This window comes from Plantibacter sp. M259, from assembly GCF_006065115.1.
Lineage (GTDB): Bacteria > Actinomycetota > Actinomycetes > Actinomycetales > Microbacteriaceae > Plantibacter > Plantibacter auratus.
Genome location: NZ_CP040750.1, coordinates 2444086 through 2462474 on the forward strand (window position 1 = coordinate 2444086; position 18389 = coordinate 2462474).

Consider the following 18389-nt stretch of genomic DNA (forward strand, 5'->3'; position numbering starts at 1 on the left):
TGCCGCGGTCACCGCACCGAGCTGCGCCGGACGACGAGTTCCGGCTTGAGGACGACCGTGCGGTGCTCGTGCGTCGCCGGCTCGTCGACCTCATCGGCGAGGAGTCCGGCCGCGATCACGCCCATCTCCCGACCTGGCTGCGCGATCGTCGTCACCGGGACGGCGCTCTCGGCGGCGTAGTGGTTGTCGTCGTAGCCGGTGACGGCGATGTCGTCGGGGACGCTGATCCCGGCGGCGACGAGGTGCTCGATGCACCCGACGGCCAGTGAGTCCGCGGCGCAGACGACCGCATCGGGCCGATCCGTGGCCGCGCGGTCGGCCAGCTGCTCACCGAGGATGCGGCCGACCCTGGTGGTGAGGCTGTGGGTCTCGGCGACCTCGAGCTCGACGCCGGCGTGCTCGGACACGGCGCGTCGCACGCCCGCGAGCCGGTCGGCGACGGCGTGCAGGTGGAGCGGTCCTCCGGCGTACAGCAGCCTGGTCCGTCCGAGACCGATGAGGTGGCTCGCCGCCAGGTAGCCGCCGAACTCCTCATCGACGATGACGCCGCAGGACTGCGCGGGATCGCCCGGCCAGTTCACGAACACCACCGGGCGGCCGTGACTGCGCACACGGGCCGCGCCCCGCTGTTCGCCGTCGAGTGGAGCGAGGATGATGCCGCGCACGCGGGTCTCGTCGAACAGGTCGAGGTAGTCGTTCTGGCGCTGGAGGTCGACGTCGCTGTTGGCGAGGAGGAGTTTCAGCCCGGCTTCCGCCGCTGCGGACTCGATCCCGCGCGCGATGTCGACGAAGAACGAGTTCCCGATGTCGACGAGCACGGCGCCGACGGTGTTGCCGGTGCCTTTCGCGAGTGTGCGGGCTGCGTCGTTGGGGACGAAGGCGAGGGCGTCGACCGCGGCGGCGACCTTCTCGCGTGTCGCGTCACTGAGCAGGTGGGGTCGGTTGAAGAAGTTCGACACCGTGCCGTGCGACACGCCCGCGCGCTCGGCGACGTCGCCCATCCGCGAGTCCCCCTGCTGCCCGCGCCGTGCTCTCGCTTCCGACATCTTCGCCCACCCTCGTCGTGATCCGCGTCGATCGGTGAATCGTTACCGATTCAACCTTGCGGATCGAGGCCAGTTTACCTAGTCTCATCACTTGACGCGCATCAATTGATGCGCGTCAACAAGACACGGCACCGCTCGGGGCCTGCATTCAAGGAGGAATCGCAATGACACGACCCATGCGCCGGAAAGCCGTCCTGGCTCCGCTGGCCGCCAGCGCCGGAGCGCTCGCTCTCGTCCTCACCGGTTGCGGTGGCGGCGGTGGCTCGACGACGGCGACCTCGTTCACCTACCTCATCAACTCCGAGAACACGATGATCCCGGGGCAGATCACGGCCCTCAGCGAGAACCAGTGCAAGGCGGAGAACACGGCCCTGCCGCTCAAGGTGGAGACGGTCCCGCAGACGAACCTCGACCAGAAGCTCCAGCTGCTCGCCGGGCAGAACTCCCTCCCCGTCATGTACGCGGCGGGTAACGCCCCCGATCTCACCAAGACGCTCGACGGCTCAGGCAACGTGGTCGACTTCGAGCAGGCCCTCACCGACCTCGACGCGCTCGACGACATCGAGCCCGCGGCGATCAGCACCATCAAGGCGCTCTACGGCGGCAAGTTCAACGTCCTGCCCTACCAGTACAACATCGAGGGGATCTGGTACAACAAGCAGATCTTCGCCGACGCCGGTGTCGAGATCCCGCAGACGTGGGACGAGCTCGTCACCGCTGCCGACACCATCTCGAAGACGGGCGTCACCCCGTTCTCCGCCTCCGGGGAGCAGGGCTGGCCGCTCACGCGTCTCGTCGGCGACTACCTCTTCCGCGACCTCGGCGCCGATGCGCTCCAGAAGGTGGCCGACGGCGACGCGAAGCTCACCGACCCCGAGTACGTCGAGGCGGCCGCTGCCGTCGCCGACCTCGGCGCGAAGGGCTACTTCGGGCAGGGCGTCGGATCGATCGACTACGACACCGCCGCGCAGCAGTTCCTCACCGGCAAGGCCGCGATGTTCTACATGGGCAGCTGGATCCTCGAGTCGATGAACGACGAGACGGCGAACCAGATCGGCATCGACAACGTCGGCTTCATGCCGTTCCCGGCCGTCGAGGGCGGCAAGGGCTCGATCGACGAGTACCCGGCGAACGTCGGGCTGCCGACGACCATGAACGCGAAGCTCTACGACGACAAGGTCGGCGACTGGCTCGGCTGCATCGCCGAGAACTACGGCAGCGCGGCCCTCCAGGACCAGGGCACCATCTCGGGCTTCAAGACGAACACCGAGGTGACCGGCGTCGCACCGCTCACCCAGGAGATCCAGACGACGATCTCCGAGTCCACGTCGAGCGTGCTCTGGTTCGAGGCGCTCTTCTCCACGAAGGCGACGACCACCAGCCAGACGAACGCCGCACAGCTCGTGACCGGTGCGATCAGCCCCGAGGAGTTCATGCAGCTCGTCCAGGCGGACCTCGACAACTGACCCGCGGCGGGCGGCGGTCTCGCGCCGTCGCCCGCCTCCCACCGCGGCTGCACACGGAAGTGACATGACATGAAACACGTACTCGGCGACAAGCGGGCGATCGCGATCCTGCTCGGTCCCGCCCTCCTCGTCTACACCCTGGTGATGCTCGTCCCGGTCATCTGGTCGCTCGGCTACACGGTCTTCGAAGGCAACGCCATCACCGGCTTCACCTTCGTGGGCGTGGACAACTTCGTGCGCGCAGCCGGGGATCCGAAGGTCTGGGACGCGGTCCTCTTCACGGTCAAGTACGCCCTGGTCGTCACGATCGGGCAGGTCTTCATCGGGTACCTGATGTCGCTCCTGTACGTGTTCGTCCTGAAGCGGTCGTCCGGCATCATCCGCACACTCGTGTTCTTCCCGGTCGTCCTGCCGACCGTGGCGGTCGCGCTCCTCTTCCAGAAGATGTTCGAAGTGGCACCCTCCACCGGCGTCGTCAACACGGTCATCACCAGCTTCGGCGGCGACTCCGTCGACTGGTTCGGCAGCGGCACGAACGCGTTCCTCGTGATCGCGATCATGGACATCTGGCGCTCCATCGGCTTCTACGGCGTCCTGCTGTACGCGGGCATCGTCGAGATCCCGGAGGACACGCTGGAATCCGCCCGCCTCGACGGAGCGACCGGCTGGAGCCTCGTGCGCCACATCGTGATCCCGCTGTCGCTCCCCGTCCTGCTGTCGGCGATCATCTTCAGCATCAACGGAACGCTCAAGGTCTTCGACTCGATCATCGCGCTCACGAACGGCGGCCCGGGCAACGCGACGAGCCCCCTGACGCTCTACATGTTCCAGACGTCGTTCTCCTACGGCGAGTACGGCTACGGCAGCACCATCGCCCTGTTGCTGACGATCATCTGCCTCGTCGTGACCGTGTTCATCTTCCGTTCCTCGCGTCGCGACCTCACGAAAGCCTGAGCCGATGACCTCCAGCACCTTGCCCGTCACCGCTGTTCCCACGAAGACCCCCGAGCGACGACCGCGCGTCTCGCCCGGTGCCCGGCGCTTCCGTCGAGGTCTGGTCAAACTGCCCCTGAACGTCCTCGTCGCGGTCATACTCGTCATCACGATCTATCCGCTGTTCTGGCTGGTGATCAGCTCGTTCAAGACGAACGACGAGTTCATCAACGGTGACGCCTTCGCCCTGCCGTCCTCGATCGCCTGGGGCAACTACGTCGAAGCGTGGACCACCGGCAACATGGGCCAGTACCTCACGAACAGCGCGCTGGCGGTGTTCCCGGCGCTCGCGCTCATCATCGTCCTCGGGACCGCAGCCGGCTTCGCCCTCGAGGTCATGGTGTGGAAGGGCCGGAACGGCGTCCTGCTGGCGTTCCTCGCCGGCATCATGGTGCCGGGGCAGATGATCCTGCTGCCGCTGTTCACCGTCTACTTCCAGACCGGCCTCTCCGGTACGCTCTGGCCGCTCATCATCACCTACACCGCGATCGGCCTGCCGCTGACGGTGTTCATGATGGCGACCTTCTTCCGGGCGATCCCGCGCGAGGTCTTCGAAGCGTCGACCCTCGACGGCGCGAGCATCATCCGCTCGTTCTTCGTCATCGGGTTCCCGATGGTCCGGAACGGGATCTTCACGATCGCCCTCGTGCAGTTCTTCTTCATCTGGAACGACCTGCTCATCGCGCTGACCTTCACGAACAGCTCCGACCTCCGCACGATCCAGGTCGGGCTGCTCAACTTCACCGGCGAGTTCGGGGCCACGCAGTACGGCCCGCTGTTCGCAGCCATCTGCATCAACGTGTTCGGCACCCTCGTCCTCTACCTCGTGCTGAACCAGCGGGTGATGAAGGGGCTCACGGCGGGCTCCGTCAAGGGCTGATCCCTCAGTCGCCGCCGTCCCAGCGCCCTCGATCGCGCTTCCCACCACTCCGCTCACCCGGGTCCGTTCCGACCGGGAGAAAGGCGATGTCTCGCCATGACCACCTCCATCACCGCCACCACCGCCGACCAGGCCGGTCGGCCTCCCGCTGCCGCCGCCGAGCAGGTCACCGTGACCGCGCCACGTTTCGAGCACCTCCGTGAGCCGCTCGGCATCGACGTCGCCTCGCCGCGGTTGTCCTGGAAGCTCACCGCTCCGTCCGGCTTCGAACCGTCCGCGTACCAGGTCGAGGCGGTGCGCGCCGGTGGCCGATCGGAGACCGACCCGGTCGCCTCCTCGGAGCAGGTGCTCGTCGACTGGCCGTTCGACCCGCTCGCGTCGCGTGAGGCGGCCGTGGTGCGGGTGCGAGTCCAGGGTCGTGACGGTGCGTGGTCGGCGTGGAGCGAGTCGGCGACCGTGGAGGCCGGCCTGCTGGAGCCGTCCGACTGGACGGCGGCACCGGTGGGCGGCGCGTGGGAGGAGGACCCCGAGGCCGAACGGCGACCGTCGCTCGTCCGTCGGGAGTTCTCGCTGCCGGACGACGTCGTCTCCGCCCGCCTGTATGTGACCGCCCACGGGCTCGCCGAGGTCGAGATCAACGGGGTCCGTATCGGGGCGGACGCCCTGGCGCCGGACTGGACCGTCTACGGCGAGCGCCTCACGTACCGCACGTACGACGTCCTCGACGCGCTGCGTGCGGGTGGGAACGCGATCGGGGCCTGGCTCGGTGACGGCTGGTACCGCGGCCGCATCGGCTTCCACGGCGGGTACCCCAACCTGTACGGGGCCGACCTGTCGCTCATCGCGCAGCTCGAGGTGATGCACGCCGACGGCACACGCACGACGATCGCCACCGACGCCGACTGGACGGCCGGGTTCGGGCCGATCCTCCGCAGCAACCTCTACTTCGGCGAGCACTACGACGCGCGTGAGGAGGTGGCCGGGTGGTCGCTTCCGGGGTTCGACGGTGAGGGCTTCTCTCCCGTCGCCGTCGGGTCGCGCGATACCGGGACACTGGTGGCGCCGCAGGGGCCGCCGGTCCGGAACACGCAGGTCGTCTCGCCGGTGGAGGTGACCACCTCGCCGTCCGGCGCCACGGTGCTCGACTTCGGGCAGAACCTCGTGGGCCGCCTGCGTATCCGGGTCTCCGGAGCGCGCGGGACGACCGTGCAGCTCCGCCATGCGGAGGTCATGCAGGACGGCGAGATCTACACCCGTCCGCTGCGTGGTGCCCTCGCGACCGACCGGTACACGCTTCGTGGTCCGGCATCCGACGCCGATGCCGCCGATGGCACCGATGGCCCGGATCACGTCGAGGTCTGGGAGCCGCGCTTCACGTTCCACGGATTCCGGTACGCCGAGATCACGGGATGGCCGGGCGCGTTCGATCCGTCGGCCGTCGAAGCGCTCGTCTACCACAGCGACATGGAGCGCACGGGGTGGTTCGAATCGTCAGACCCGCTGCTCGACCGATTGCACGAGAACGTGGTCTGGGGGATGCGCGGCAACTTCGTCGGACTGCCGACCGATTGCCCGCAGCGGGACGAGCGACTCGGCTGGACCGGTGACATCCAGGTGTTCGCCCCGACGGCTTCGTTCCTCTACGACTGCGCGGGATTCCTCGGCGGGTGGCTGCGGGACGTGGAGGCGGAGCAGATCGACGACGGGACCATCCCCTGGTACGTCCCGGTCATCCCCGGTGGCAGCGAGTGGACGCCGATCCGGCCGGGGGCGGTGTGGGGCGACGTCGCCGTCCTGACGCCGTGGACCCTCTTCGAACGGTTCGGAGACCGCGGGGTGCTCGCGACGCAGTACGAGAGCGCGAAGCGGTGGGTGGACCTCGTCGACCGTCTCGCGGGGCCCGGCCATCTGTGGAACACGGGCTTCCAGCTCGGCGACTGGCTCGACCCGGCTGCACCTCCGAACGACCCTGCCGATGCCGCGACCGACCGCTACCTCGTGGCGACCGCGTACTTCGCGTGGTCGGCGAAGCGGCTGGGGGAGACGGCGGCCGAACTCGGACTGACGGCTGACGCCGAGCACTACGGGCGGCTCGCGGCGGCGGTCCGGGACGCCTTCGCCGCGGAGTATGTGCTCGACTCGGGCGAGCTGGCGAGCGATGCGCAGACGGCGTACTCGTTGGGACTGGAGTTCGGACTGTTCCCGACCCCGGAGCAGCGGGACTGGGCGGGTCGTCGGCTCGCCGAGCTCGTCGCCGCGGCCGGGAACCGCATCGCGACCGGCTTCGCGGGGACACCGCTCATCACGGACGCGTTGACCGACAGCGGCCACCTGTCGACCGCCTACGACCTCCTGTTCGAGGACGAGTGCCCGTCGTGGTTGTACACGGTGAAGCAGGGCGGCACGACGATCTGGGAGCGCTGGGACAGCCTCCGCCCGGACGGGACCGTGAACCCCGGCGGGATGACGTCGTTCAACCACTACGCCCTGGGGGCTGTCGCCGACTGGATGCACCGCACCATCGGTGGGCTCACGAGTGTCGCGCCGGGCTACCGTCGGGTGCGGATCGCGCCTCGACCCGATCCGCGGCTGACGTCGGCCGCGGTCGCACACGAGTCGCCGTACGGTCGCATCAGTGTGTCCTGGCGGGTCGTCGGCGAGGCGTTGGAGGTCGACGTGGTCGTGCCCGTCGGCGTCACCACGGAGATCGCCCTCCCCGGTGCGGAGGAGCAGGTGGTCGCGCACGGTGAACACCGGTTCGTGGTGCCGGTCGTCTCGGACTGAGCCCGGGGTCGCCCAGGCTCACCCCGTCTCGGCGAGCTCGGGTCTGGTCTCGTGTCGTCGGCCGTCGGGTGTGGTCCAGGTGAGGACGCCGCCGGGATGGTGTTCGAGGTTCCAACCCGGCAGGTGTTTCAGCCGGTGATGATGTCGGCAGAGGCAGGCCAGGTTGTCGACCGCTGTCGTACCGCCGTCCTGCCAGGCGACCGAGTGGTCGAGGTCGCAGTTCCGGGCGGCTCGTCCGCAGCCCGGAGCCCGACACGTGGAGTCTCGCAGGCGGACGGCACGCGCGAGGTCTGCCGGCACCCGGTACTGCTCGCGTCCGACGGACACGACGGCTCCCGTTTCCGGTTGGGTGAGGATGCGGGTCATGGAGGGGGCCGTGACGGCGAGTCGGGCGGCGGTGTCGGGGTCGATCGGGCCGTAGCCGTCGAGCACGCCGGGTTCGTCGGTGACGCCGAGGGTGGACAGTGCCGGGACGGTCATCTGGACGGTGGCTCGGATGCGGGCCTCGATGCCGACGGGCTCGGCGAGCAGGGGGTCGGCCTCGGCGGCGACCGCCTCCTCGGCGATCTTCGCTGCGTCGTCGAGCGGCGCGGAACCGGGGAGCCACGTGAACGTCCCGGTCGTCTCCGGGTCGACCGGGATGGGACCGACGTCGTCGCTCACCGTTCCGGCGACGGCGAGGGAGGCGAGCGCGTCGGCACGCAGCTGTGCGAGCGTGCGGGCGTCGCCGGCGATCCGCGCCGGGACCGCGACGGCGTCGAGGCGGTTCCTGATCGCGTGCGCCAGTGGGGCCGTGGTGAACAGGTGCACCCAGGCCATGCCGTCGGCCGCGGCCTCGAGCTCGACACGGCGGTCGAAGATCGAGCGCGTGCGTCGGGCGGTGAATGACTCGGGGTGCAACCGCTCCCGCACCACCCTCGCGCGTTGGCGGAGACGTGCGGTCGTCGAGCGGCGGGCCACGGGCAGCACCTGCTCCAGGAACACCGCGCGGCCCTCCGCCGGGACGTCGCGGAGTTGGTCGGTGATCGCGCGGGCGTGACCGCCGCTGATGGAACCCTCCGCGAGCGCCTCGAGCACAGCGGGTGCGTGGTGGACGAGCGCCTCGGCGTCGCCGACCCGCGCCTGGAGCGTCGGCTCGGACATCCTCGTGGCGATCGCGAGCGACGCGCACATCGAGCGCCTCGCGAGGTCGCGGGCGTCGGTGGAGGTGGTGCTCGCGGAGACGAGTGCTGACGCGGTCGCATCGGCGTAGGAGAAGGCCTCGGCCAGCAGCTGCGCCTCCTCAGCTTCGAGCGCCGCGCGTCGGCGCGCGAGGTCGACGAACCTGTCGGTGAACGACGCCATCCGAGCAGCGAACACATCGCTCGGGTGCTCCGGGTGCCCCGGATACCCCGAGCGCTCGTGCACCTCGGGGCCATCGAACGTGGCGGTCTCGGTCATGACTCCAGTCCAACATGGACCACTGACATTCGAGATGATCACGAGTATCCGGCCGCTCGGACCCGCCCACCGCCTCGCACAGACGACCGCCGAACACCAGGGCGAGCCCGCCGTCACCGGTGGCTCGTACGATGAGCGGGTGGGTATGCGTTCGCTGCTGAGTCAGCTGGCCGGGGGAGTCCGAGGAGCGGCGCCGGAGGGCGTCGACGAGCAGGCGGTCGTCCGCCTCAACGCCGAACGGCCCGTGCGCGAGGTGCTCGAGTTGGCCGGCCGGATCGGCGAGTCGATGCTGGCACTCGGAGCCGCAGCGGCCGAGGTCACCGACGCCATCCGCCGGGTGTGCCGCGCGTTCGACCTCGAATGCCAGGTCGACCTCACCTTCACCTCCATCCTCATCGCGCACGACGGGTCCGAGCTGTCGCCGGGCGTCACCGTGCTCCGCGTGGTCCGCTCGCCCTCCGCCGACTTCGACCGCCTCGCCAAGGTCGTCGTGGTCGCCGAGGGCATCACCAACCGATCCGAACCGATCATGACGGTCACCGACGTCGCCCGCGACGACGAGGCCGACCTCCGTGACGAACTGCACGCCCGCCTCGGCGCCGCCCACCGCGACCTCGACCGTATCCTCACCGCACGCCGCACCTACCGCCGCGGCTTCGTCACCGTGCTGCTGTCGACCATGGCGGCGGCCGTCGCCGTCCTCCTCGGCGGTGGCGTCGTCTCGATGCTGCTCGCCGCAGCCACCACGGCACTCATCGACAGCGCGTTCCGGGCCCTGAACGTCTGGAAGCTGCCGGTCTTCTTCCTCCAACTCACCGGGGCGGCCATCGCCACGACCGTCGCCGTCCTCATCTCGATCCTCAGCCCCTACGTCCCGGACGACCTCTCGGCCCTGCCGCCGGCCCTCATCGTCGCGTCGGGCATCGTCGTCCTCCTCGCCGGGGCATCCCTGGTGGGAGCGGCCGACGACGCGATCAACGGGTTCCCGGTCACCGCGAGCGGACGCCTCGTCGAAGTGATGCTCCTCACCATCGGGATCGTGGTCGGCATCGGTGGCGTCCTCGACCTCGCCCGGCGCCTCGGCATCTCCCTGGTCCTCTTCGACCTCCCGGTGAGCCCGTGGCCCGTCGCCGTGCAGATCGTCGGCGCGGCCGTGGCCTCCGCCGCCTGGGCGATGGCTTCGCAGGCGGCCCTCCGTGCAGCGTTCTTCGCGGGGGTCACCGGCGCGATCGCGTTCTCCGTCTTCGTGTTCGTCTCCGGCAGTGGCGTCGCGCCCGCAGCAGCCAGTGCGCTCGCCGCGCTCATCATCGGCTTCGCTGCGGAGGCGCTCGGCCCGCGGCTGCGCATCCCGGCGATCATCCTCACCATCTGCGGGATCGTGCCGCTGCTGCCTGGGCTCGCGATCTACCGCGGCATGCTCGCGCTCGTGAACGGCGAGCAGGGTTCCGAGGGGGTCGAACAGCTGCTGCAGGCGGGCCTCACCGGCCTCGCGCTCGCCGCCGGCGTCACCCTCGGCGAGATCCTCGCCCGCCGCACGGGCGTCTCCGGCCGCGTGCTGCTACCCGGATACATCCGGCGCGCCAGGCGCCACCCGCGCTGAGCGGGATGACTCAGGGACCGGCTGGCGTGACCTGCCGCTCCTGGGGCTTCGCCGCGGACGTCAGGAACGACGCCAGCACGACGACGGCGAGCACCACGATCATCGCGCCACGCAGACCGAAGTGCTCTCCGAGGAACCCGAGCAGCGGCGGACCGACAAGGAACGCGACGTAGCCGGCCGAGGCCACCGCCCCGACGGTCGTCGTCGGATCGTCGCTCTCACCTGCCGCCGAGAGGGTCACCGGGAAGCCGAGCGCCGCGCCGAGCCCCCACAGCAGGACCGCGAGCCCCGCGACGAGCACACTGTCGGAGAACACGACGAGCGCGATCCCGACCGCCGACACGAGGGCGCTCACCCGCAGCACGTTGGCCTTGCCGAAGCGGGCGAGGAGCGGTTCACCGGCGAAACGGCCGATCGTCATGGCAAGTGCGAACCCGGCGAAGACGATCGATCCGACGGCGGCCGTGGTGCCGTGCCCGTCGACCATGATGAGCGGCAACCAGTCGCCGGCGGCGCCCTCGGCCAGCGCGAGGGCGAGCACGATGAGCCCGAGGAAGATGACCCGCTGCTGTCGCCAGACCGCGAGCTGCGCACGGATCCCGGGGGAGCCGGCACCCGTGTCCGACTGTCGTCCCGTCTCGGCGGGGATCTTCGGGATCGCCCACAGCAGCGCCACCAGGGCGACGGTCGCGACGATCAGCAGATGGATCGTCACCGGGAAGGCGATCGCCGTGAGCGCGATGCCGGCGACCGAGCCGATGACGGATCCGAGGCTGTAGCAGCCGTGGAGCACGGGCAGGATGGACCGTCCGGACAGCTGCTCGATCATCGCGCCCTCGATGTTGATCGCGATCTCGGCGAGGCCGAAGCCCAGGCCGATGCCGATCAGCCCGAGGAAGACGCCGACGCCCTGCCCGGCACCCGCCATGAGGGCGAGCAGGGCGAGCCCGATGACGAACGCCGCCCCGCCGATGACGATCGGGCGACGCGCACCGAACCGGCGGACGAGCGCCGCGGACGACAGGATGCCCGTCATCGAGCCGACGGAGATCCCGAAGAGGATGAGTCCCATCTCGGCGGTGCTCGCGTGCACGAGGTCGCGGACGGCGGGCGTCCGGACGATGAAGGACGACAGGCCCACGCCGACGGTGAGCATGAAGACGAAGATCGCCCCGCGCCGCCGCCGAAGAGGGGCGGACAGCGCGGGGCGGGGGTTCGCCTGACCGGCGCGAGCACTCATGCTCCGAGCCTAGAGGCGGTGATGCGGTGTGACGGGCGTGTTGCTAGCCCGAGGGGTTCTCGACCGGGTCGCCCTCGGCGTCGGTCCCCGTCTCGGGGCGGCGCTCGCCTCGGACGGGCCGAGCCGGGATGATCAGCCCGAGGGGTTCTCGACCGGGTCGCCCTCGGCGTCGGTCCCCTTCTCGGGATCGACCTCCTCAGGCTTCGGCACGTCGTGCTTCACGTCGTCGTCGTGCGTGTGCGGGGGACCGGGGCGGGGGCCGTCACTCGACATCGCCACGCCATCCCTGTCCGGTCTGGCCCTCGGATTCGACGAGCTGCTTGAAGTTGCCGAGGTCCTTCTTGACCGCATGACCGGCCACACCGACGGCGGAGCCGAGGTGCTCGAGGAGGCCCTTGGGCTCCCAGTCCAGCTGCACGGTGACACGCGTCTTGGCGTCCTCGAGGCGGTGGAAGGTGACGACGCCGGCGTGGTCCGCCTCGCCGCCGGTGCTGTTCCAGGCGACGCGCTCGTCGGGGTGCTGCTCGGTGATCTCCGCTTCGAAGGTGCGGGTCTGTCCGGCGACGCTGACCGTCCACTCCGTGAGGGTGTCGGTGACCTGCGTGATCGAGTCGACCTCGTCGAGGAACTTGGGGAAGTCCTCGAAGCGGGTCCACTGGTTGTAGGCGACGGAGACGGGAACGTCGACGTCGATGGTTTCGATGACCTGGGTCATGGGCGCCATCCTCTCTGGTTCTGCGGTACCTGCATGGGTCTCGTCCGGAAAGCCCGGACGCGACTGCGACGGTACGCGTGCAAGCTGCGATTCCGGGGGCATGGCCTCCGGCGCTGCAACCTGTTACCCTGCCCGGCTCGACGCGAGCGCTCGCTCAGAGCTGGAAGCGGTACCCCATGCCGGCCTCGGTGAGCAGGTGGCGGGGAGTGGCCGGCTCAGGTTCGAGCTTCTTCCGCAGCTGCGCGATGTAGAGGCGCAGGTAGCCGGTGTCGGTCACGTGCGTCGGACCCCAGATCTCCGTGAGCAGCATCTGTCGGGTCACGAGCTTGCCGGCGTTCCGGATGAGCAGCTCGAGCACCTGCCACTCCGTCGGCGTCAGGCGGACGGTGGCCGGGGACGCACCAGGGGTCTGCTTGGTGACCTGCTTCGCGGCGAGGTCGACCACGATGTCGCCGAAGCGCACGGTGGGTTCTGCCTCGGCGCCGGGGACCCGTCGGGTGAGCGCACGGATCCTGGCGAGCAGCTCGTCGATCGCGAAGGGCTTCGTCACGTAGTCGTCGGCTCCGGCGTCGAGCGCCTCGACCTTGTCGGTCGAGCCGGCACGACCGGACACCACGAGGATCGGCGCGTCGGTCCAGCCGCGGAGGCCCTCGATCACCTGCCGCCCGTCGAGTCCCGGCATGCCGAGGTCGAGCAGGTACAGGTCGGGGCGGTGCGTCGTCGCGGCGTTGAGCGCAGCGGTGCCGTCCTCGGCCGTGATGATCTCGTAGCCGCGAGCGGTGAGCGTGATGCGCAGGGCCCGGAGGATCTGCGGGTCGTCGTCGGCGATCAGGATCTTCATCGAGCGGTCCCTTCCTGATCACGTGCCGCCGGCAGCGACACCACCATGGTGAGGCCCCCACCCGGCGTGTCCTCCGGTTCGAGTGTGCCACCCATCCCCTCGACGAAGCCCTTCGACAGTGCGAGTCCCAGGCCGAGACCGGTGAGGTTGTCGGTGTCGCCGAGGCGCTGGAAGGGGACGAACACGTCCTCGCGTCGGTCGGGCGCGATGCCCGGGCCGTGATCGACGATGCGGATCTCGACGGCGTCGCGGAACCCGCTCGTCGCGATCCGGACGGGGGTGTCGTCGGGGCTGAAGCGCTGCGCGTTCGTCAGGAGGTTCACGATGACGCGCTGCAGCAGGCCGGCGTCCGCGAGGACGGGTGGAAGATCGGGCGCGAGGTCGAGCTCGGCGTCGTGCGGACCGATGCCGAGCTCGTCGAAGGCCGGCAGGATCGCGTCCTCGACGTCGATCGGGGCGACGGTCACGGCGAGGACACCGGCCTGGAGGCGACTGACGTCGAGCAGGTTCGTGACGAGGGCCGCGAGGGTGCGCAGGCTGTCGTCGGCGGTTTCGAGGAGGTCCTGGCGGTCAGCCGTGGTGAGCTCGACGTCGGTCGCGCGCAGGCCGGTGACGGCGGCGGTCGCGGCGGCGAGGGGGCGCCGGAGGTCGTGACTGACTGCCGAGAGCAGCGCGCTCCGCACGCGGTCGGTCGCGGCCAGCGGGCCGACCTCCTGGGCGGTGGCGCGCAGATCGGTGTGTTCGAGCGAGGCGTCGAGCTGCGCTGCGATGACGGCGAGCAGGCGGCGGTCGGAGGCGGCGAGCACCCCGCCGTGGAGTTCGAGCACCGCGCGGGTGCCGATCGGGATGCTCGTGAAGTCGCCTCCGCGGGTCGGTTCGCCGTCGACCGCGAGGACCTGCTCACCCGCGACGAGGCGCACCCCGGCGAGCGAGAAGGACTCGCGGGTCCTGCTGACGAGCGCCTGCAGGGCGCCCTCACCGCGGAGCACGCTGCCCGCGACCGTCGCGAGCAGCTCGGACTCCGCCGCCGCGCGCCTGGCCGTGCGAGCCCGCCGCGCTGAGAGGTCGACGACGCCGCTCACGATCACCGCGATGACGACGTAGAGCACGAGGGCGACGAGGTGCGCCGGATCGTCGATGGTCACGGTGTACAGCGGTTGGACGAAGACGAAGTCGAGCGTGACCCCCGACAGGACGGCCGCGAACACCGCCGGCCAGAACCCGCCGACGAGCGCGACGAGCACCACGAGCAGCTGGTAGGAGAGCACCTCGCTCGTGATCGACTCCTCGGTGCGGGCGAGGTGGAGGAGCCAGGTGACGAGCGGCCCGCCGATGAGCGCGAGCGCGAACCCTGCGATGTGGCGCCGTGCGCTCAGGGCACCGCCGAGCTTCGGTAGTCGGAACCGACCGCCCGCCGCTTCGTGGTTGACGATGTGGACGTCGATGTTGCCCGACTCGCGGATGACCGTGTTGCCGATGCCGGGACCGGTGACCGCGGCGGACAGGCGACTGCGTCGGCTGACACCGATGACGAGCTGCGTCGCGTTCGCCGCCTTCGCGAAGTCCACGAGCGCACGCGGCACGTCGTCGCCGACGACCTGGTGGAAGGTGCCGCCGAGGGTGTCGACGAGCGCCCGCTGCTGCGCGAGCGCGCCGGGGTTCGCGGTGCGGAGGCCGTCTTGCGTCGTCACGTGCACCGCGATGAGCTCGCCACCGGAGGAGCGGGCTGCGATCCGGGCGCCGCGCCGGAGCAGGGTCTCGCCCTCCGGGCCGCCGGTGAGCGCCACGACGACCCGCTCACGCGCCTCCCAGGTGCTGTCGATGCCGTGCTCGGCGCGATAGTCGCGGAGGGCGGAGTCGACCTCGTCGGCAAGCCACAGCAGCGCCAGCTCGCGCAGCGCCGTGAGGTTGCCGAGGCGGAAGTAGTTGGACAGGGCGGCGTCGATCCGCTCCGCCGGGTAGACCCGGCCGCCGGCGAGCCGGTCGCGGAGGGCCTGTGGAGCGAGGTCGATGAGTTCGATCTGGTCGGCCGCCCGCAGCACGGCGTCGGGGATCGTCTCCCGCTGCGGCGCCCCGGTGATCTGCCGGACGACGTCGTTGAGCGACTCGATGTGCTGGATGTTCACCGTCGAGAGCACCGAGACACCGGCGGCGAGCAGGGCTTCGACGTCCTGCCAGCGCTTGTCGTTCGTGGAGCCGGGAGCGTTCGTGTGGGCCAGTTCGTCGACGAGCGCGAGTCCGGGGCGGCGCGCGAGGACGGCCTCGAGGTCCATCTCGTCGAGCGTCACGCCCCGGTGCTCGACGCCCCGACGCGGCAACGTCTCGAGCCCCTCGGTCAGGGCGGCGGTCGCGGCCCGACCGTGGGTCTCGACGACCGCGACGACTACGTCGACACCCTCCGAAGCGAGGCGGTGCCCCTCCTCGAGCATGGCGTAGGTCTTGCCGACCCCGGGGGCCGCGCCGAGGAGCACCCGGAGTCGTCCGCGCTGCATGGTGTTCAGTTCTCCTTGAGCATGGCGCTCTGCCTGCCGACCCCGGGGGCCGCGCTGTGTCGTCCGCGCTGCATGGTGTTATCCGTCCAGTCCTGCCACGGCGAGGTTGAGCTGCAGGACGTTGACCGTGGACTCCCCAAGGTAGCCGAGGTCGGGGCCCTGCGTCAGGCGCTCGATGAGGGCACGGACCTCGCCCTCGTCGAGGCCGCGCTCGGCGGCGACGCGGGGCACCTGCAGCAGCGCGTAGGCCGGGCTGATGTGCGGATCGAGACCGGACGCGGAGGCCGTCAGCGCGTCGGCGGGGATGGTCGACGGATCGACGTCCTCGAAGGACGCGATGGCTGCGCGGCGCTCCTCGATCGAGGCGACGAGGTCGGTGTTCTCCGGCCCGAGGTTGCTGCCGCTCGACGCACCACCGTCGTAGCCGTCGCCGGCCGCCGACGGACGCGACTGGAACCACTGCGGTAGCGGCTTGCCGTCGGCGTCGGTGAACGACTGCCCGATGAGCGCCGAGCCGACCGTCTTCCCACCCTCGGTGACGGCGGACCCGTTCGCCTGCCAGGACATCGTCGCCTGCCCGATGCCGGTGACGACGAGGGGGTAGCCGACGCCGAGGACGACGGTGAGGGCGAGCATGGCCCTGATGGCGACCCAGTACTGGGCGATGCCGCTGCGGGATGCACTCATGATGATCTGTCTGCTTTCGTGTGCTGGGTGGGGCTAGAAGCCGGGGATCAGGGTGACGACGAGGTCGATCAGCTTGATGCCGATGAACGGCGCGATCACACCGCCGAGTCCGTAGACCAACAGGTTCCGGCTGAGGACCTTCGAGGCGCTGAGCGGTCGGTACTTCACGCCGCGGAGGGCCAGCGGGATCAGGATCACGATGATGATCGCGTTGAAGATGATCGCCGAGAGGATCGCCGACGCGGGGGAGTGCAACTGCATGATGTTGAGCAGTGCGAGCCCTGGGAACACCCCGGCGAACATGGCGGGGATGATCGCGAAGTACTTGGCGACGTCGTTCGCGATCGAGAACGTCGTGAGAGCGCCTCGGGTGATGAGCAGCTGCTTGCCGATCCGGACGATGTCGATGAGCTTCGTCGGGTCGGAGTCGAGGTCGACCATGTTGCCGGCCTCCTTCGCGGCCGAGGTGCCCGTGTTCATCGCGACACCGACGTCGGCCTGTGCGAGCGCCGGAGCGTCGTTCGTACCGTCACCGGTCATCGCGACGAGGTTGCCGCCCTCCTGCTCCTTGCGGATGAGCTCGAGCTTCTGCTCGGGCGTCGCCTCGGCCAGGAAGTCGTCGACTCCGGCCTCGGCGGCGATCGCCTTCGCGGTGAGCGGGTTGTCACCCGTGATCATGACCGTGCGGATGCCCATGGCGCGCAGCTCGGCGAACCGCTCCGCGATGCCGGCCTTCACGACGTCCTTCAGGCGGACGACGCCGAGCACCCGCGCGGTGCCGGTGGTGTCGGTCTGCGCGACGACGAGCGGGGTGCCGCCGCCGGCGGACACCGCCTCGACGTGCTCCTGGAGCTCGGCGCGGGTCGCCTCGGCGAGGGATCCGAACGACTCCACCCAGGCCAGCACGGCCGAGCCGGCACCCTTGCGGATCTGGGCGCCGTCCGGCTGGTCGAGGCCGCTCATGCGGGTCTGCGCGGTGAACGGGACGATCTCGCCAGCCCCGGACCCGTCCAGGTGGATGCCCCGCTCGGCCGCGAGGTCGACGATCGACTTGCCCTCGGGCGTCGGGTCGCTGAGCGAGGACCGGGCTGCGGCCTGCGCGAGCTCCTCCGGCGTGACACCGCGGAGAGCGATGAACTCGACCGCCTGGCGGTTGCCGTAGGTGATGGTGCCGGTCTTGTCGAGCAGCAGGGTCGTGACGTCGCCGGCGGCCTCGACCGCACGGCCGGACATCGCGAGCACGTTGCGCTGCACGAGTCGGTCCATGCCGGCGATGCCGATCGCCGACAGCAGGGCGCCGATGGTCGTCGGGATGAGGCAGACGAGCAGGGCGATGAGGACCGGGACGCTGACGGGAGCCGCCGCATAGGAGGCGATCGGGTTGAGCGTCAGCGCGACGACCACGAACACGATCGACAGGCTCGCGAGCAGGATGTTGAGCGCGATCTCGTTCGGTGTCTTCTGCCGCGCCGCACCCTCGACGAGGCCGATCATGCGGTCGACGAAGGTCTCGCCGGGCTTCGAGGTGATGCGGACGACGATGCGGTCCGACAGCACGCGGGTGCCGCCCGTGACGGCGCTGCGGTCACCGCCGGACTCGCGGACGACCGGTGCCGACTCGCCCGTGATCGCCGACTCGTCGACCGAGGCGATGCCCCAGACGATGTCGCCGTCGCCCGGGACGAGCTCGCCGGCGGTCACCACGACGACGTCGCCGAGGGTCAGGTCCGCGGAGGAGACCTGGCCGATGGCGGCGTGCTCAGCGGACGGGTCCGCCGAGGCGTCGTAGGCCGTGACCTGGTTCGCCATGGTCGAGGTGCGCGTCTTGCGGAGGCTGTCGGCCTGCGCCTTGCCGCGTCCCTCGGCCACGGACTCAGCGAGGTTCGCGAAGACGACCGTGAGCCACAGCCAGATCGCGATGCCCCAGGTGAACGACCCCGGCACGGCCGACCCGCCGGACTCCTGCGCGCCACCGAGGAACGGTTCGGCGATCGCGAGGACGGTCGTCAGTGCAGCCCCGGCCTCGACGATGAACATGACCGGGTTCTTGACCATGAGCCGCGGGTCGAGTTTGCGGAAGGCACCCGGGGTCGCGGCGAGCAACTGCGCCGGACCGAACGCGGCCTTCGCGGGCTCGTGGTGGTGGTCCTGCTCCTGCTCGGGTTCCGCCGGGGCGGGAAGCGTGTGCGTGGTGGACATGGTTTA

At 70.1% G+C, this 18389-nt stretch carries 14 protein-coding genes; 5 read left to right on the forward strand and 9 right to left on the reverse strand.

The window, feature by feature from the left end; translation table 11 throughout:
• Positions 1-8 precede the first annotated feature (8 nt).
• Entirely contained in the window at positions 9-1046 is a 1038-nt protein-coding gene (locus FGL15_RS11420; RefSeq protein WP_240773517.1) for a LacI family DNA-binding transcriptional regulator, read from the reverse strand.
• Between the two features lie 164 nt (positions 1047-1210).
• On the opposite strand from FGL15_RS11420, the gene FGL15_RS11425 reads away from it, so the two are divergent.
• From FGL15_RS11425 to FGL15_RS11440, 4 genes are all read left to right on the forward strand, one after another.
• Positions 1211-2512 (forward strand): ABC transporter substrate-binding protein, encoded by a 1302-nt coding sequence (locus FGL15_RS11425; RefSeq protein ID WP_071261691.1) that lies wholly within the window; start codon positions 1211-1213, stop codon positions 2510-2512.
• Positions 2513-2581: 69 nt separating this feature from the next.
• On the forward strand, positions 2582-3466 hold the full coding sequence (locus tag FGL15_RS11430) for a carbohydrate ABC transporter permease (protein WP_138946130.1): 885 nt from the start codon (positions 2582-2584) through the stop codon (positions 3464-3466).
• A 4-nt stretch (positions 3467-3470) separates the two neighbouring features.
• A complete protein-coding gene (locus FGL15_RS11435) occupies positions 3471-4385 on the forward strand; it encodes a carbohydrate ABC transporter permease (protein WP_138946131.1) in 915 nt (304 codons plus the stop codon).
• A gap of 96 nt (positions 4386-4481) precedes the next feature.
• A complete protein-coding gene (locus tag FGL15_RS11440; protein WP_138946132.1) occupies positions 4482-7169 on the forward strand; it encodes an alpha-L-rhamnosidase in 2688 nt (895 codons plus the stop codon).
• A gap of 18 nt (positions 7170-7187) precedes the next feature.
• Here the strand turns inward: FGL15_RS11440 and FGL15_RS20955 are convergent, their stop codons facing one another.
• Positions 7188-8609 carry an HNH endonuclease signature motif containing protein gene (locus FGL15_RS20955; RefSeq protein WP_168223378.1) on the reverse strand — a complete coding sequence of 474 codons (1422 nt, stop codon included), beginning with the start codon at positions 8607-8609 and terminating at the stop codon, positions 7188-7190.
• 34 nt (positions 8610-8643) lie between these two features.
• Here FGL15_RS20955 and FGL15_RS11450 point away from each other — a divergent pair, with 34 nt between their 5' ends.
• A complete protein-coding gene (locus FGL15_RS11450) occupies positions 8644-10209 on the forward strand; it encodes a threonine/serine exporter ThrE family protein (protein WP_168223379.1) in 1566 nt (521 codons plus the stop codon).
• Between the two features lie 10 nt (positions 10210-10219).
• On the opposite strand, the gene FGL15_RS11455 is transcribed toward FGL15_RS11450, so the two are convergent.
• The 7 genes from FGL15_RS11455 to kdpB form a co-directional block, all read right to left on the reverse strand.
• Entirely contained in the window at positions 10220-11449 is a 1230-nt protein-coding gene (locus FGL15_RS11455) for an MFS transporter (RefSeq protein ID WP_138946134.1), read from the reverse strand.
• 132 nt (positions 11450-11581) lie between these two features.
• Positions 11582-11722 carry a hypothetical protein gene (locus FGL15_RS20345; RefSeq protein ID WP_168223380.1) on the reverse strand — a complete coding sequence of 47 codons (141 nt, stop codon included), beginning with the start codon at positions 11720-11722 and terminating at the stop codon, positions 11582-11584.
• Complete coding sequence (locus FGL15_RS11460; RefSeq protein ID WP_138946135.1) at positions 11712-12164, reverse strand: SRPBCC family protein; 453 nt, start codon at positions 12162-12164, stop codon at positions 11712-11714. Before FGL15_RS11460 ends, FGL15_RS20345 begins: the two co-directional genes overlap by 11 nt.
• A gap of 154 nt (positions 12165-12318) precedes the next feature.
• Positions 12319-13005: a response regulator gene (locus FGL15_RS11465; RefSeq protein WP_079704770.1), complete on the reverse strand. Its 687-nt coding sequence runs from the start codon at positions 13003-13005 to the stop codon at positions 12319-12321.
• Positions 13002-15497 (reverse strand): DUF4118 domain-containing protein, encoded by a 2496-nt coding sequence (locus tag FGL15_RS11470; RefSeq protein ID WP_138946136.1) that lies wholly within the window; start codon positions 15495-15497, stop codon positions 13002-13004. The genes FGL15_RS11465 and FGL15_RS11470 overlap by 4 nt, the downstream gene beginning before the upstream one ends.
• A 78-nt stretch (positions 15498-15575) precedes the next feature.
• Positions 15576-16184 (reverse strand): potassium-transporting ATPase subunit KdpC, encoded by a 609-nt coding sequence (kdpC, locus tag FGL15_RS11475; RefSeq protein ID WP_138946137.1) that lies wholly within the window; start codon positions 16182-16184, stop codon positions 15576-15578.
• 33 nt (positions 16185-16217) lie between these two features.
• Positions 16218-18383 carry a potassium-transporting ATPase subunit KdpB gene (gene kdpB, locus FGL15_RS11480; RefSeq protein WP_138946138.1) on the reverse strand — a complete coding sequence of 722 codons (2166 nt, stop codon included), beginning with the start codon at positions 18381-18383 and terminating at the stop codon, positions 16218-16220.
• Positions 18384-18389: the final 6 nt, after the last annotated feature.